This is a genomic window from Streptomyces sp. B5E4 (assembly GCF_039871555.1).
Taxonomy (GTDB): Bacteria; Actinomycetota; Actinomycetes; order Streptomycetales; family Streptomycetaceae; genus Streptomyces.
In genome coordinates, this window is sequence record NZ_JBDPMI010000008.1 from 269,113 (window position 1) to 282,650 (window position 13,538).

Below are 13,538 nucleotides of genomic sequence, written 5' to 3' on the forward strand. Positions count from 1 at the left end.
GGTCACCCTTCGAGTCAGCGGGGTGCGACCGCGGCGGGAGGCTCCGCAGTCCGGATGTCGCTGGCGGCGCTGCCAGCCCGGGAGATCTGAGAGGTGGTACGGGGCACGTGAGGTGCCGCGGTGCCGATGCTCGCCGGACGGTCTCGACCACCCCCTGAGCGCGGCTGGTGGTCTGCTGGACTCCGCGCCGACGCCCCGGGCCCGGGGGGTGACGTACGAGGCCAGGGGCCTACGCACGCGGGAGCCCCCCTCAGCCACGCGCGCCCGCGCTGCCCACCGGTCCGGGTGGGATTCGACCGTGATTCCAGCACGGTGCGGTGCACTGCGCGGGTCAGCCGTGCGGGGCGCGCGAGGTGCCCGGTCGGCGCGATTCAAGCGACGAGAGGAGTCACAGCGCGATGACGCGACCCGTGGTGGCGGTGACCGCCGATGCGACGACAGTGAACTGGAACATCTGGGGTGACGTGGCGGTGTCGCTGCTGCCGCAGGCGTACCTGGACAAGGTGGCGGTAGCGGGTGGGGCTCCGATCCTGGTGCCGCCGGTTGTGGAGGCGGTCGGGCCGGTGATGGAACGGGTGGACGCGCTGCTGATGAGCGGAGGCGCGGACCTGGACCCGGCGCTGTACGGGCAGGAGCCGGGCCGGTTCACGTTCCCCCCGCATCGGGCACGGGATGCCGCGGAGTCGGCGGCGTTCGCGGTCGCCGAACGGCGGGGCATTCCGGTTCTGGCGGTGTGCCGGGGCCTCCAGCTGATCTCCGTCTCTCGCGGCGGCCGGCTGAACCAGCATTTGCCCGAGCACTCGCCGGCGGTTCCGGGGCAGTACGAGCCGCGGACGATCCGGGTGCGGCCGGACTCGGTGCTCGGGTCGGCGCTGGGGCCGTCGCCGACGGTGTACTGCCACCACCACCAGGGGCTGGACGGGCTCGGTGCCGGGCTGGTGGCGACGGCGTGGTCCGATGACGGGGTGATCGAGGGGGCGGAGGCCGCTGACCCTTCGGCACCGTTCCTGGTGGGGCTTCAAGCGCACGGCGAACTGGGAGAGGACACCGCGCCGCTGTTCCGGGCGTTCATCGAGGCCGCGGAGAAGAAGGTGAAGTCCGGGGCGCCGGTCTGAACGTGCCGCGGGAGGCTGCCGAAAGATGTACGTACCGCCCGGGTCCTTTCGCGGTGAGGCGCGGATACCCGGGCGGTACGCTGCCCGGAAAAGGCCGGGGAACCGGGGCCACCGCCCGCGCTCAGCGGGACGGGGGATTCACCGTTGGTCGACGTGGCGTCGGCGACGCCGATTCCGCCGGCCTTGCCGTTCCGGCGAACCGAAGGACGAGAATGTGACCGTTTTCCGGAAGTGAATTCGCCGATGGCCGGGCGGTCCTGGTGCGGTCACGCCCGGCCGGCGCCGACCACCCCGGGGGCGCCGAACCAGCGTTCGACGGCCTGCTGCGGGGGGACGGAATCCGGAGCCGCCCATGCCACGTGGCCGTCGGGGCGCAGCAGCACCGCCTCGGGGGCCTTGCCGCCCGCGCCGTCGGCGTCGTCGGCCCAGGAGCCGGTGACGGTGTCGACGCGGTCCGACCATGCGGCAGCCACATCGCGCGGCAGGGCGGACCGGTCGGTGAGGACGAGGACGCCGCGCGCGGGGCGCAGGAGGTCGGCGATACGACGGCGGGTGCCGTCCGGTAACAACAGCTCGGCGTCGGGAGGCATCCGCAGGCCGAGCAGCGGATGGTCGCCGGGGCCCGAGTCGTACCGGATGTCCACGCCACTGACCATGCCGGCCAGGTGCCGCGCGATCTCGGGGAGCTGGACGAGTTCCCGCATGACGACCCGCAGCGGCTCCATGGTGTCGTCGGTGAGATAGAGCTGGGTCTGGGCGCGGGTGTTCCGCATCAGATTCCGGCCCACAGGGTGGCGTTCGCTCTCGAACGTGTCGAGGAGCCCCTCGGGTGCCCAGCCGTTGATCGCCGCGGCCAGTTTCCACCCCAGGTTGACGGCGTCCTGCACCCCGACGCTCATGCCCTGGGCACCGGCGGGCATGTGGATATGCGTGGCGTCGCCCACCAGGAAGATCCGGCCGCTGCGGTAGTGCTCGGCCTGGCGGGTGGTATCGGTGAAGGAGCTGATCCAGCGGACCTCCGCGTGATGCAGAGACTCGCCGGTCATGCGCTGCCAGGCGTCGGCGATCTCGGTGAACCGCAGAGCGCTCTTGTCCTCCGGCGGGCGCAGCTTCTCGTCGTGGATGACGATGCGGTCCACCCCGTTCTCCAGGTTGAACGCCATCACCATGCCGCCCGCTACCTTCTCGCCGATCGGCCGCTGGCGGACCCCGGCTCCCACCAGGTCGGCCATGTACATACCGCGTGTCGCATCCCAGCCGACGAAGTCGATCCCGGCGAGCCGCCGGACCAGGCTCCGGGCGCCGTCGCACCCCACCAGGTACCGGGCGGCGTCCTCGCCGCGCCCCTCGGGCCCCTCCCACTCCACGATCACCCCGTCCGGCGTCTCGCGGAAGCCGTGCACCTCGTGCCGGCGCAGGACCGGCACGCCGAGCTCGCCCAGCCACCTTTCCAGGATCTCCTCGGTCCGGAACTGGGGGATGCCCCGGACGCTGAAGTGGTTGTCCTCCAGCTTGCCGAAGTCGATCCGCACGCCACCGAAGTGGCCCTGGGCCCATTCGACGTCGCCGAAGCGCTCCAGGAGCCCACGCTGGTCGAACACCTCGGCGGCGCGCCGGGTGAATCCGACACCGCGTGACTCCCCGCTCGGTCCGGGCAGTCTGTCGTAGACGGTCACCTCCACGCCACCGAGCCGGAGTTCACCGGCGAGCATCAGCCCGACGGGACCGGCACCGACGACGATCACGCCTTTGGTCATGTCACTCCCTGTAACGGACGAAGAAATCGGATGGAGTTCGGTCAGGCGAAAAAGTCCCGCAAGGTCTCCTCCAGCCGCTCGGGGGCTTCCTCCGGCAGGTAATGGATGGTGTTGTCCAGCTTCACCACCCGCACGTCCGTGCCGAGGTCGGGCAGCACTCGCCGCAGTTCGCCGTCGCTCGCCTCGGAGGACACCCCGAGCAGCGGAGCGGTCACCGGACCGTAGGTGGCCAGGTCCTCGATGTCCCGGTGGAACGACTGGTACCAGCCGCCGGCGGCCCGGATGGCGTCCGGCTGGTCGTAGATCCGGGCGTAGACCGCACGGTCGAAGGGGGAGACCAGGCTCTGATCGGCCAGTGAGTGGAGAAGCAGCCAGTCCACCAGGTGCCGCGAGCGGCCGGCCAACAGCTGCTCCGGCAGCATTCCGGTCTGGTTGAAGGCACACCACCAGAGGCTGAAGCCGGCGCCGGGCGGAGGGAGCAGCGGCAGGTCGTAGAACCCCGGGTGGGGGTGGACAGTGTCGAGCATCGCGACCTTCCGGGTCGCCTGCGGGTGGTTGGCGGCGTAGCTGAACGCCACCATCGAACCGATGTCGTGACCGACGACGTTCGCGCTACGCCACCCGAGCCGGTGCACCAGCTGGTGGATGTCGCTCGCCATCGTCTTCTTGTCATAACCGTCCCGGGGCCGGCCGGAGGAGCCCATGCCGCGCAGATCGACCGCGACGACCCGGTACCGACGGGCCAGCAGCGGCATGACCTTGCGGTACGCCCACCAGCTCTGCGGCCAGCCGGGCAGCAGAATCAGCGGGGCACCCCGGCCGCCGATCACGTAGTGCAGCCGCACCCCGTTGACCGTCGCATACCGGCTGCGGAAGTCCCCCGGCAGCATCCGGGCCAGCCCTCGGTCGTCCGGCAGACGAGCGTGAAGGGGCCGGCCCGGGGACGCGACGTCCGGATCGGCGGTCCCGGCCCGGGCGACCGTCGGCGTCCCCACCGTGGCGAGGGTGGTCGCTCCCGTGCCCAGGGTGAGCATCTTCCTTCTGCTTAACGCCATGTGACGTTCCCTCCTCGACAGTCAGCTGCTACGACGACCCGGCTGTGGCCAGGCGCGGAAAGTGTCCACGTGGCAGGCCGCCCATTCGGTGAACGAGCGGGCGGGGCGGCCGACCAGGTGCTCGACGTCATGGGTCAGCGGCACAGGTTCCGTGCTCGCCGCCCACAAGGTGAGCAACGCGTCCGCGATGTCACCGGGCATGAAGTCGGGCTTGTTGGCCCGCCATACCTCGGGAGGGACCCGCTCGATCGGTATGTCCCGGCCCACCGCCGTTGCGATGACCCGGACCTGTTCGGCGAAGGACAGCGCTTCGGGGCCGGTGAGGTGGTAGGAGCGGCCCCGCCGTGCGGGGTCGGTGAGCACCGCGAACGCTGCCTCGGCGACGTCCCGCTCGTCAACCGGGTCCGCGTAGCTGTCGGGGTAGGGCAGCGCGACCGCACCCCGGGCCCGCAGGGACCAGGCCCACGGCAGCGCATTGCTCGCCAGGGCACCGCAGTTCAGCGGCGTCGTGGTGAGCGAGGACTCGGCGAGGGCCCGTTCCACCAGGAGGTGTCCACGGGCGATCGGGTCGTGCTCCGCCCCCGGGCGCAGCACGGCGTCGGCCGACATCACGACGACGTGCTCTACGCCTCCGGCCTCGGCCTGCTCGATGAACGCCTCGATGCCCGCCGGCTCGCAGTAGAGGAACACCGCCGAGACGCCGTCGAGCGCGACGGCATGGCCGGAGGGGTCGTCGAGGCGGAGCGACACCGTCTCGACGTCGGTGGGAAACGCCAGCTTGTCGGGGCTGGCGGAGCCGGCGCGGACGTCGAAGTTTCGCTCGTGCAGGGTTCGCACGAGAGCGGAGCCGACTCTTCCACGGCTACCGGTGACGAGAACGGTCATGGAGGGCCCTTCCAGGTCGGGACACGGGCGGTGCGGGGTTTGCCGGGCGGGTGCCGGGCGCCGGTTCAGCCCTTCGACGCGGCGCCGGGGCCGAACCAACGGGTCAGGCCGTCCTGGAGGTCGCCGCCGTCCGGGGCGGCCCATGCGACGTGCCCGTCGGGGCGCAGCAGCACCGCCTCCGGGCCGTCCTCGCGGGCCCAGGAGCCGACGACGACATCGATGCGGTCCTCCCAGTGGGCGGCGGTCTTCTGCCGCAGGGCGACGTCGCCGGTGAGGACAAGGACGCCACGGCCCGCGTGCAGGAGTTCCGCGACCCGGACGCAGGTGCCGTCGGCGCACTCCAGCTCGGAGCCCGGTGCCAGCCGCAGCCCGAGCAGCGGGTGGCCCTCGGCGCCCACGTCGTAACGGATGTGCAGGCCGCTGACCTCACCGGCGAGTTGGCGGGCGGCCTCGGGAAGCCGGACGAGTTCGTGCATCACCGCGCGCAGCGGCTCCATCTCGGCGTTGAGGTACAGGAGCGACTGGGCGTGGACGTTGCGCAGCAACTGCCGGCCCACCGGGTACCGCTCCGCGTGGTAGGTGTCGAGGAGCTCCTCCGGAGCCTGGCCCTTGACGACGGCCGCCAGCTTCCATCCGAGGTTCACCGCGTCCTGAATGCCGACGCTCAGCCCCTGCGCACCGAGCGGCGCGTGATCGTGCGCCGCGTCTCCCGCCAGGAAGACGCGCCCCTCGCGGTAGGTCTCGGCGAGGCCGGTGGCGTCGGTGAGCGCTGCCATCCAGCGGGGCTCGGCGTGGTGGATGTCGTCGCCGGTCATCCGCTGCCAGGCGTCCGCGACCTCGGTGAACGTCAGGCTGCCCTCGCCGTGGTGCGGCCGGACGCCCGGCTCGTGGATCACGATCCGGGTGACGCCGTCGCCCAGGCCGACCGCCAGGACCATGCCGCCGCCCTTGATCCGCTCGCCGATAGGCCGTGGCCGGATCTCGGCACCGACGATGTCCGCGAGGTAGAGGCCGCGCGTGGCGGGGTCGCCGGGGAACGCGATCCCGGCGCGATCCCGCACGACGCTGTGGCTGCCGTCGCAGGCGACGAGGTACTGAGCGGTGTCCTCCCCGGGACCGTCGGGGCCCCGGTACCGGACGGTGACGCCGGTGTCGGTCTCGGTGAAGCCGGTGACCTCGTAGCCGCGGCGCACGGGTACGCCCAGTTCGGCGGCCCAGTCGCCGAGCAACTGCTCGGTACGGGACTGGGGCAGGCCCATCACCCCGAAGTGGCTCTCCTCCAACAGGTTGAAGTCGATGCGCACGCCGCCGAAGTGCCCCTGCTGTCCCCAGCGGAACGCGCCGAGCCGGGAGAGAAGGCCCCGCTGGTCGAGGACCTCTGCGGTGCGGCTGGTGAAGCCCAGGCCGCGCGACTCACCACTGGGGGCGGGGAGCCTGTCGTAGACCACGACGTCCACACCGCCGAGCCGCAGCTCGCAGGCCGACATCAGCCCGACCGGTCCGGCACCGACGACTATCGCGCCCTTTGCCATGTCCTACTCCTCGCAGATGGGTGTGCTCCGGCTCTTCCGGCATCGGCGGCCGCACGTCGTGCGGAGCACGTCAGCTCGCCGATGAGTTGGCCCAAGCCAAGCGCCGCCGGGTCGAGAGGCGCTTTAGCCGTGGTCAAGGGCACACATCCGACCGTGGGGGCCGGGTGCGTCGGGTGACCGGGGGCCGGGACCCGCCGGGCAGGATTCCTCGACCGGCCTTCGAGCCCACCTGCAGTGGACACCGTTGTACTGGCCGTCATCACTGCCTTTTCCTGGAAAGGAAGCTGTCATGGGCGACACGGCCGAGAACTCGGGGGCCCGCCTGTACGAGGAGTTCGTCGCGATCCACGAGGTGCTGCGGCGCGGGACGGCGATGGTGGCGGATGCGTACAAGGCACTGGCCCGGGGCGACGAGGTGCATCCCGGCGAACTGGCCGAGGCGGTCCGCTGGCTGTTGGCGTTCACCCATGCCCATCACAGGGCGGAGGACGACGTGTTCTGGCCGTTGCTGCACACCCTGTACCCGCGCCTGAAGAGCGATCTGGCGGAGCTCTCCGCAGAGCACGCCGTGCTCGACCAGGCGCTCAACGACCTGGAGGCGGCGACGGCCGGCCTGAGCCACCGGGGCGGGGGACCCTCCCCTGGGCCGACCGGGCGCGCCTCCGAGGCGGCGACGCGGCTGCAGGACATTCTGGCCGGCCACCTCGCCGCCGAGGAGGCCGTGGTGGAGCGCCTGTTCCCGGGCGTACCCGAAGCGGACATCGTCAGGCTGCGGGAAGCCTTCATCCAGGGCTCGCCGCGATTCGGGGTGCACCTGATGTTCGGACTGCTTGAGGACCCCGAACCGGCCCGCGGTCAGGGCCTGTTGACGGAGAACTTCCCGCCGGCTCTGCGGGACGCCCGGGAGGGGCTCCTGGAACAGTACCGAACAACCCGGGAGGCACTGGCTGCCTGAGCCCAGGGCAGGTTCAAGGTCCGGTCACATCTCCCGGTTCCCGTTCGTCATAGCGTCGGAGGTTCCCCGGGCCGGGACCGTCCGGACGGGCACGGAGAGAACGTGAACTGTCCGGTGCGTCGGCAAGCCGGGACAGTTCCCCGCGATCGGCACCCGCCCCGGAGGTTCACTGTTGCGCTGGCACGGTCGGGAGAGTCCTCCATGTGGCCGCTTCCATCACAGTTGAGGAGACTTATCCATGAGTGGACCGGACTCCACCGCGAACCGTTCGCCCCAGAAGGCGGGTTCCGGGGCGATTCTGGCCTTCGTCTGCTTGGGCCAGTTCATGGTGTTCACCGACGTGTCCATCGTGAACCTTGCCCTGCCCTCCATCCAGGAGGGTCTGGACATGACCGACGTCAGTCTGAACTACATCGTCACCGCGTACGCGACCGTGCTCGGTGGCTTCCTGCTGTTCGGCGGGCGACTCGCGGACACCTTTGGCCGCCGTCGGCTCATCCAGACCGGCTTCTCCATCTTCGCCCTGGCCTCCCTGGTCTCCGGCCTCGCCGAGAACGGCCCGACCCTGATCGCCGCGCGCGGCGTCCAGGGCTTCGGCGCCGCGCTGATCACCCCGGCGGCCCTGGCCATCTTGACCAACACCTTCGCCGAGGGGCCGGAGCGCAACAAGGCCCTCGGTGTGTGGGGTTCACTCTCCGGTATCGCCTCGATCGCCGGCGTGATCCTTGGCGGTGTCCTGGCCGACGGTCCCGGCTGGGAGTGGATTTTCTGGATCAACGTGCCGATCGGCCTGGGCGCCGCACTTCTCGCGGTGCGCATCCTCCCGGAAAGCCGCGCCGAGGAGCGCGGACAGTTCGACTCCTTCGGCGCCGCCACCCTCACCGCCGGCCTGCTGCTCCTGATCTTCACCCTCGGCGAGGCCACCCACGTCGGCTGGGGCACCTTCCGCACCATCGGCTCGCTGGTCGGCGTCCTGGTACTGCTGACAGCCTTCATCGTCATCGAGTCCCTCATCAAGTCGCCGATGATGCCGCTGCGCATCTTCCGGCTGAGGACCATGCGGGTCGCCAACATCTCCGCCGTTCTGGTCTTCGGCACGTTCGCCGCGCTGTTCTTCTTCGCCAGCCTCTTCATGCAGAACGCCTTCGGCTACACGCCTCTCGAGGCCGGTTTCGCCTACGTACCGCTGGCCGTTTCCGTCGCCGCGGGCGCCGGAATCGCGTCCGGTCTGGTCGCCAAGTTCCCCCCTCGGAACCTGGTGATGGCCGGGCTGGTCCTGGCCGTGGTCGGCCTGCTGCTGATGTGGCGTGCCCCCGCCGACGGCACCTACCTGGTCGACCTGCTGACCCCCTTCATCCTGCTCGGCCTCGGCTGCGGCATGGTCTTCGTGACGCTCCAGATCGCCGCATTCGTAGGAGTCTCCAACAAGGAGGCGGGCGTCGGTGCCGGCCTCATCAACACCAGCCAGGAGGCGGGAGGCGCCCTCGGCCTCGCCATCATCGCCACCATCGCCTACAGCGGCATCGACTCCGAGATGGCCGCCACCGGGGGCGATCCGGAGCTCGTCATGAACGTCCAGGAGAGCGCCAACCATGACGCGTTCCTGTCGGGAGCGGTCCTGGGCGTCATCGCCCTGCTCGTCGTCGCCTTCCTGATGCCCAAGGCCGAAGCCACGCCCCCCACGCCGAGGACGACGACAAGAACCCCAAGGAGACCGACCTCGCCCCGGCCGACTGACTCGTAAGGCAGGTCTCCACCCACCGCACCGGACCGTCGGGGGCCGGCCACGGAACGAGACGTCCGGGGTCAGATCAGCAACACGCCGCCCGCCATGGGGAGGCGCAGGAGCGCCGTTCTCCCCCGGCGTCGCCACCTGGGCGCACGGCGGTCGGCATCTCCTGGTCCGGAGCGTGGCCCGGGGCATGCGCGCAACGGATCGACATCTGCACATGAACGCACTGGCCACTGGGCCCCGACCCGACATCACCGTCCCGAACACGTCAGTGAAAGGCGGAGAGAAGATGAGCACGAAGATCGCTCTCATCACCGGAGCCAACAAGGGCATAGGGTTCGAGATCGCGCGGCAGCTCCGCGAACTCGGCATCCACGTGGTCGTGGGTGCCCGCGACGAGGAACGCGGCAGGGCGGCCGCCGAGAAACTCGGAGCCCAGTTCGTGCGTCTCGACGTGACCGATGCCGAGAGCGTCCAGGAAGCCGCCGCCTGGCTCGACAAGGAACACGGCCGCCTGGACATCCTGGTGAACAACGCGGGCGTCACCGTTCCCCCCGACCAGGGCCGGCCCACCGCAAGCACCCTCGAATCCCTGCGGTACGTCTACGACATCAACGTTTTCGGCGTCGTCACCGTCACCAACGCGATGCTCCCGCTGCTCCGCAAGGCGCCCGCAGCCCGCATCGTCAACCAATCCAGCGAACTGGGCTCCGTGACACAGGTACTGATCGAGGAGAGCCCTCTGTGGCCCCTCAACAATCTGCCGTACAACTCCTCGAAGGCCGCCCTCAACATGATTACCGCGGCCTTCGCCAAGGAGCTCTGGGGCACCTCCATCAAGGTCAACGTCGTGGATCCCGGCTATTGCCGCACCGACATCAACGCCGGTGAGGGCTTCTTCACCGCCGAACACGGCGCACGCATAGCCGTCCGCCTCGCGACGACCGACGACGACTCCCACGCCCGGTTCTTCAAGCACGACGGCAGCGCACTGCCCTGGTGAAACGCCGCGCTCACCACCGTGAGCACAGGCTGTGCCGGTCCGGCCGTGTCGGAGTTCACGGCGTCACCCGCTTCTTGTGGACCTGATCGTGTGAGCGCCGGGCCTGCTCGTCCGGCGGGAGAAGGACCTGGACCTCGGACTCGGCCCTGGAAGTCGGCACGGGAAGTCGGGAGAGCCGACGTGCTGAAGCCCGCGCCCGCCTCGGCCCTGTCACCGGGGCCGAGGGGGTCCAGGTCCCGGCACTGCCGAACCGGCCGGCATCCTTCGACCTGCCGCCTGCCCCGGGGCGATACCCGAACTCGTCGCGACCGGACCCTCGCAGGCTTTCCCCTTGACTTCGCCTCTGCCTCCACGCCTACGTGATCACTGACATCTTCAGCCGCCGCACCGTCGAGCTCGCCGAAACGGCCGAGCGGGCCGAGGAGTTGATCTGCGAGGCCATCGAACGGAAGGCGCCGGCCACGACGACGACGAGTACCGCCACTCCGGGATCGGCTTGCACCCCACGCATCCGTCCACCTCGCCACGGTTCACGAGGTGAGGGATCCGCGGTCCGTCGCCCTCGCCCAGGCCTGCAAAAGCTATTCCGAGCGCTTCGCCCGTCGGCCGAAAACACCGGAGATACCCGCCAGGTCTGGATAAACGACCCCGCCGAACGAATGCAACCCCGAACCGCGAAGCCCATAGCGATGCAAACCTCCCGTTTTCGCTGAACTGCTATTGGCGCCACAGTCTCTTCCCGGCTCATTCAGCAAAGCGACGGTGCGCGGTCGCGGACGAGATTTCGAACACCTCCGGCAGGCACTGCCAGCCGCAGCCGCTGCGACGGACCACCACCCTTGACAGGTCATCATGTCGCACTTGCTAAGGCCACGTGAGGCAAGCCCTGAACCTATTGACACATTCCGACTGCGCTGTTTCTCTGTTTGAATGGGCAGTCGACCATTGGACAGGTGATCACACCGTGAAGTAGGCAGGCTCCGCAGACCTCACTGGCCTCCACCTGACGATGAGGGAGAACGTGGAAATCCAAGTGCTGGGAACGCTCTTAGCGCGCGAAAACCGCGTGTCGGTCGTGCCGACCGCGCCCAAGCCGCGACGGGCTCTTGCCCTACTCGCCCTTCACGCAGACCAAGTGGTCCCCGTAACGGCCTTGATCGATGAGTTATGGGGGAAGAATCCACCCCGAAGCGCGCGTTCCACCCTTCAGACCTACATCCTGCAATTGCGTGACATGATCTCCCGGGCTCTGGCCACGAGTCCGGACGAGCTGTGGACGGCAAAGGACATCATCGCCACCGTTCCCAGCGGTTACCGCCTGGCAACCCGGGGCGGCCCGGTGGACTACCGGGAGTTCGAACGCAGGACGGAGATCGGCTACCGGGCCATGGACACACTGGATCACTCGGGGGCGGCCCGCCATCTGGGGGCCGCCCTCTCGCTGTGGAGCGGTCCGGCGCTGACGGACATCCAGGCCGGCCCGCAGATCGTCATGGAGGCCCAACGGTTGGACGAGGCCCGGCTGTGCGCGCTGGAACAGCGCATCGAGGCCGAACTGCGGCTCGGCCGCCACCGGGAACTGCTGTCGGAGCTGGCCGTGCTCGTCGACCAGTACCGGATGCACGAGCACCTGCACGGTCAGTTCATGCTCGCGCTGCACCGCTCGGGTCGGCGGGTCGAGGCACTCAACGTCTACCAGCGGCTGCGGTCCACCCTCGTCACCGAGCTGGGCCTCGAACCGTCCGCCGCACTCAGCAGCCTGCAGCGTCATATCCTGCAGTCCCGGCCCGGGACGGCTTCCACGGCCGACGGTCCGCTCGCCGTCGGGTGACGCACGGGTGACTCCCCCACCCACGGGCCGGGCGCGGCCCGGCCCCTTCACCAGCAAGTCCGGGAGAACGTGGCCGCCAGGTCAGCGGCGGTGGCCTTCGCACCCGCGCATGCGGGAGTCGAGCCCCGCGACGCCGGCCGCCGGCATCAGCCGCTCGCGATCCACGCGGACCGCCTCGCGGGCCGGCCGCCATCAGTAGGTGGACGGAGAGCCGCTGTCCGCCGCTGCCGCGTCCCGGGGGCCTTCGGAGAATCGAAGCGCACTGTCACAACTGCAACTCGCTTCCTTTCCGCCCACTACCGTCGCCGCCGGGCCGCAGGGCCCGGCGGCGACGAACGTCAGCTCTTCGCGACGCCAGGTGACAGCCCGTCCTTCTGCATGGTATCGGCGCTGCGAGGCGACGAAAAGCGTCGGGTGATCGGCCGTTCCAGCAATGCGTACATCGCCCAGGAGGCGAGCACGCTGACCACCAGAGCCAACGTCACCAGACCGACGGTCTCGGGGACCGAGTAGAAGCCGTCGATCTCCTTACGCAGATACACCAGGACGATGAAGTGGATCAAGTAGAAGGCGAAGGATATCTCCCCCAGCCAGATCATCGCCCGGTTACGGAACACGCTCCGCTCCCCCTTGATGTCCGCGATCGCGGCAGCGGCGATGAAGAGGACCATCGGGATGATGGTGATCGACCTCTGCGAGTACAGGAACGGTACGTACGAGCAGAGAACATAGCTTCCGGCCAACAGCAGACCGGACCACAGCATGCCGATGTTGAACCAGCGTCCCCGGATCACGGCGTGCGCGATCAGCATGCCGAGGGTGAACTCGAGAATGCGCGTAGCAGGAAAGAAGTTGGCGAACCAGTACTGCTCGGAGGAGACCGGAGCGTCCAACGCCGCGCCCGGGAAGAGCGGCCAGTCCGTGATCCACGCATAGGCCACGGCCGGAGTGGCCATGACCCCCGCCGTCACGCCGGCTATCCAGTACTTCAGATGTGCCGTCGGTATCCGCTGGAAAACGTTGTGCAACAGCGGAAAGCAGGCATAGAAGAAGATCTCGCACCCCAGCGACCAGCTCGGCTGGTTGACGCTGGAGTAGACATCGAAGTCGGGCGACCACATGTGAACCGCGAACAGGTTCGCCACCGCGGTGCCGGTCGGTGTGTACGCGGAGGCGAAGAGAACCATCGCCAGCAACCAGGTGACGGCGTAGTTGGGATAGATCTTGACCAGCCGGCGCCGCCAGAACCGCGGAGCGGTGTCCCGCTCCCGGGCCGACCAGGTCAGCACGAACCCACTGAGCACGAAGAAGAACGTCACACCGAGCGCTCCGGCATTCGCCGTCACGTCGAACAGGTTCATCGCCGCGGAATCGGACTCCAGCAGGCGCGAATGCGGGAAGGGAAGCCCGACGTGGTTGAGAAACACCAGCAGCGCCGCGGCGAACCGCAGCCCGGTCAGCGAGGGCAGACGCGAGGCCCGCCCTAGTTCCATGGCGGTGGTGGCGCCTTCCTTCGCACTCCCACCGACCCGCGCCGGCGGACTACCGCCCGCTACCTCGTCCTGTGCCACAGCACACCATCCTCAGAATCGGGATCATGAACGGCGGAAATGCTCTCCTCGAACTGCGGAGCACCACCACGCGGCAATTGAACGCGGCCTGGCTCGAACTTC

General features: G+C 69.3%; 11 protein-coding genes. 5 read left to right on the forward strand and 6 right to left on the reverse strand.

Annotated features, from left to right (window positions below; translation table 11 throughout):
- Positions 1-398 precede the first annotated feature (398 nt).
- Entirely contained in the window at positions 399-1,115 is a 717-nt protein-coding gene (locus ABGA99_RS14140) for a gamma-glutamyl-gamma-aminobutyrate hydrolase family protein (RefSeq protein WP_347577544.1), read from the forward strand.
- 266 nt (positions 1,116-1,381) lie between these two features.
- Here the strand turns inward: ABGA99_RS14140 and ABGA99_RS14145 are convergent, their stop codons facing one another.
- The 4 genes from ABGA99_RS14145 to ABGA99_RS14160 all read right to left on the reverse strand — a co-directional run bounded on the left by ABGA99_RS14145 (position 1,382) and on the right by ABGA99_RS14160 (position 6,344).
- A complete protein-coding gene (locus tag ABGA99_RS14145; RefSeq protein WP_347577545.1) occupies positions 1,382-2,872 on the reverse strand; it encodes an FAD-dependent monooxygenase in 1,491 nt (496 codons plus the stop codon).
- Positions 2,873-2,913: 41 nt separating this feature from the next.
- The gene (locus ABGA99_RS14150) at positions 2,914-3,927 is read right to left on the reverse strand and encodes an alpha/beta hydrolase (protein WP_347582750.1); all 1,014 of its coding nucleotides are present in this window, start codon (positions 3,925-3,927) and stop codon (positions 2,914-2,916) included.
- Between the two features lie 21 nt (positions 3,928-3,948).
- Complete coding sequence (locus tag ABGA99_RS14155; protein WP_347582751.1) at positions 3,949-4,812, reverse strand: NAD(P)H-binding protein; 864 nt, start codon at positions 4,810-4,812, stop codon at positions 3,949-3,951.
- A gap of 65 nt (positions 4,813-4,877) precedes the next feature.
- A complete protein-coding gene (locus ABGA99_RS14160; protein WP_347577548.1) occupies positions 4,878-6,344 on the reverse strand; it encodes an FAD-dependent monooxygenase in 1,467 nt (488 codons plus the stop codon).
- A gap of 289 nt (positions 6,345-6,633) precedes the next feature.
- Here ABGA99_RS14160 and ABGA99_RS14165 point away from each other — a divergent pair, with 289 nt between their 5' ends.
- The 3 genes from ABGA99_RS14165 (at position 6,634) to ABGA99_RS14175 (ending at position 10,034) form a co-directional block, all read left to right on the forward strand.
- Entirely contained in the window at positions 6,634-7,299 is a 666-nt protein-coding gene (locus ABGA99_RS14165; RefSeq protein ID WP_347582752.1) for a hemerythrin domain-containing protein, read from the forward strand.
- Between the two features lie 238 nt (positions 7,300-7,537).
- On the forward strand, positions 7,538-9,043 hold the full coding sequence (locus tag ABGA99_RS14170; protein WP_347582753.1) for an MFS transporter: 1,506 nt from the start codon (positions 7,538-7,540) through the stop codon (positions 9,041-9,043).
- Positions 9,044-9,320: 277 nt separating this feature from the next.
- A complete protein-coding gene (locus tag ABGA99_RS14175; RefSeq protein ID WP_347577551.1) occupies positions 9,321-10,034 on the forward strand; it encodes an SDR family oxidoreductase in 714 nt (237 codons plus the stop codon).
- 355 nt (positions 10,035-10,389) lie between these two features.
- On the opposite strand, the gene ABGA99_RS14180 is transcribed toward ABGA99_RS14175, so the two are convergent.
- Positions 10,390-10,545, reverse strand: coding sequence for a hypothetical protein (locus ABGA99_RS14180; protein WP_347577552.1), 156 nt, complete (start codon positions 10,543-10,545; stop codon positions 10,390-10,392).
- Between the two features lie 510 nt (positions 10,546-11,055).
- Between ABGA99_RS14180 and ABGA99_RS14185 the strand changes: the two genes are divergently transcribed.
- The gene (locus tag ABGA99_RS14185; protein ID WP_347577553.1) at positions 11,056-11,865 is read left to right on the forward strand and encodes an AfsR/SARP family transcriptional regulator; all 810 of its coding nucleotides are present in this window, start codon (positions 11,056-11,058) and stop codon (positions 11,863-11,865) included.
- Positions 11,866-12,203: 338 nt separating this feature from the next.
- Here ABGA99_RS14185 and ABGA99_RS14190 read toward each other — a convergent pair whose 3' ends face one another.
- A complete protein-coding gene (locus tag ABGA99_RS14190; protein WP_347577554.1) occupies positions 12,204-13,436 on the reverse strand; it encodes an acyltransferase in 1,233 nt (410 codons plus the stop codon).
- Positions 13,437-13,538: the final 102 nt, after the last annotated feature.